Annotated in this window: 3 protein-coding genes; 2 read left to right on the forward strand and 1 reads right to left on the reverse strand. The window is 58.3% G+C overall.

Annotated elements, in window-relative coordinates; translation table 11 throughout:
- The coding region (gene panD / locus B4F73_RS14835) for an aspartate 1-decarboxylase (protein ID WP_290483643.1) at positions 1-234 on the reverse strand (234 nt) is incomplete at its 3' end.
- Positions 235-506: 272 nt separating this feature from the next.
- On the opposite strand from panD, the gene B4F73_RS14840 reads away from it, so the two are divergent.
- Positions 507-1,844 carry a hypothetical protein gene (locus B4F73_RS14840; RefSeq protein ID WP_206991256.1) on the forward strand — a complete coding sequence of 446 codons (1,338 nt, stop codon included), beginning with the start codon at positions 507-509 and terminating at the stop codon, positions 1,842-1,844.
- Between the two features lie 90 nt (positions 1,845-1,934).
- The coding region (locus tag B4F73_RS14845; protein ID WP_290483644.1) for an NAD(P)H-dependent oxidoreductase at positions 1,935-2,272 on the forward strand (338 nt) is incomplete at its 3' end.

Raw genomic sequence — 2,272 nt, forward strand, 5'->3', positions numbered from 1 at the left:
GTGGCGGGCCGCCGCGCCGTTCACACCGATCGTCTTCGAACCGCGAGGAGCTTCCAAAGCATAGGTCTGAATGCGAGCGCCATTGGTGACGTTCCAGATATCCACGCGCTCATTCGGCAAGATGCCCGAAGCGTCGAGCAGGTCCTGGTCAATCGAGACCGAGCCTTCATAGTGAAGGTCGCACTGCGTGACGGTCGCAGAATGCAGTTTCGCTTTCAGCATATTGAGCAACAAGGATGGATCCTCCCGGATTATTATGAGCGCATAATTATGCTCATAGTGAGCATATAGGAAGGCCTGCGGCCTTGCGCAAGGCGCTTATTGCATCGCAGCAAATGTGAGTAAAGACGATATTGGACGCTTGGGCCTCACCTTCACGCGAGGTCATGACATACCCTCGCTCCCATACCCCTATCTCGCGAATTCCGTATCAAAATGGGTCGCCTTGCAGGATTTCGTCTGTTAACAATCTGTAAGGCTGGGGAATAATACAGGGGAAGAACGACATGAAACAGGTGTCCGCAAGCGCCATCGCCATCGCAATGATCGTCGCCGGCTGCGCGTCCAGCCCGGACCCCGCACCCGCGTCTCCGCCGCCCGCAGACGGGCAGGCACCCAACGGACCCGTGCGCGGCATACCCAATCCCGGTGATGATGACTTTCTCGGCGCGCCAACCCCCACCGTGCGGCGCCATACCGGCCGCGCCAGCGGCGGCGCCGTGCCCGCCAAGGACTACCTCCCCTATATCGATGTCGCGATTGACGAGGCAGCCGTCTATTCCGAGTTCGGAGACATGCTGCAGGACCGTTACACGCGCATCCAGATCGTCACGCTGAAACCCGACGCTTATGACATGGAAGGCGTGACGTCCGGCGTGCGCAGTCAGGAAGTTGAGGCTCGCAATTATGACGAGGAGAGCCGGGGCTGGTTCTCTCGCATGATGTCTTCGCGCAGCATTACCCGCACCCTGATCGCCGAATTCGATGTGGCCAAGCCGGACATCACCGCAACCAACGCGCTCTTCTCCTCCACCTTCTCCTCGAATAACCGCGAGGGCGAATCCTGGACGACGAACGAAAGCATCTCGGTCTATGCCACGCCTTACTTCAAGGTCGGACCCAACACGACCATTGAGGCACGCTTTCGCCTGCAGTTGTCGGATGAAAAGGAATCTTCAGCCAGCGCCAATGTGATGGGGGCGCTGACCACCGCCGCCAATCTGATCGCACCGACTTCCACACTGGTCACCTATTTCAATGCGCCCCTGATGATGGAGGCTTCCAACTTCCTGAATAACTCCACCAGCACCCTGTTCGGTCAGTCGATCACGGAGCAATCGGTCAGCGCGTTTTCCGTGAAGGCATGGAGCGACAAGCCGATCCTCGTTGTCTCCGCACAATTGCCGGACACGAATGATATCAAGGACACGCGCGGCAAAGGCGCCATCGGTCAATGGGCCGTGTATCTGGACCAGCCGATCCCGTCCATTTTCACAGCAGGTGTTTCGGATACCGGATACCCGGACTTTACCGGCGTCACTTCAGGCGACATCCTGGCTTTTGATGTTGGTGAAGACCTGACCGTGTATGATTACATCTTCTCACGGCTCGACCTGTCAGATCGCATCTCCTACCTCAACAGCTCGGCTGACCCGGACGTTGCCGGCCTGATCTGCAACCGGATTGAGCGTGGCCTTTCCGAGATCGGATTCACATCCTATGACGCGGCCGCTGCGGTCTGGGCCGCATCCGTCTCCGATCAATTCAATGGCGCCGCCAAGTCTGCCTTCCAGGGCGAAAACACATGCGAGGCCATGATACGCTGGAAAGCACTGGGCGGCTGATCCGCTCACGCGACCATAACCCTCCCCTGTTAGCAGCACTTATGGCCCCATGCAGTTGCGGTCCTTTAGTGGCCCGGCCAGAAGGAGAGGATGACAAATGTCCTCATCGTCAATGGTCACCAGCCCTTTCCAACCTCTCCCGGTACACTGAACTCTGCCTTTGTCGAACGCGCTCGGCGTATATTCGAGGCGGCCGATTGGAACATTCGCACCACTCATGTGGCAGATGGATGGGACACGGAAGAAGAGGTCGCCAATCAACTCTGGGCCGGTCAGATACTTTTTCAGTTCCCCCTGAACTCCATGGGCTTGCCCTGGCCTCTGAAGCGTTATCTCGATGAGGTATACACCGCCGGTATGGATGGCCGCCTGTCAAAGGGAGACGGGCGCAGCCGCAAGGACCCGTCCCGCCAATATGGCAGCGGCGG

The organism is Hyphomonas sp. UBA3601 (genome assembly GCF_002375605.1).
Taxonomy (GTDB): domain Bacteria; phylum Pseudomonadota; class Alphaproteobacteria; order Caulobacterales; family Hyphomonadaceae; genus Hyphomonas.

Coding starts and splice junctions, on each gene's coding strand:
- B4F73_RS14840 (WP_206991256.1), top strand. CDS start 507: ATGAAACAGGTGTCCGCAAGCGCCATCGCCATCGCAATGATCGTCGCC.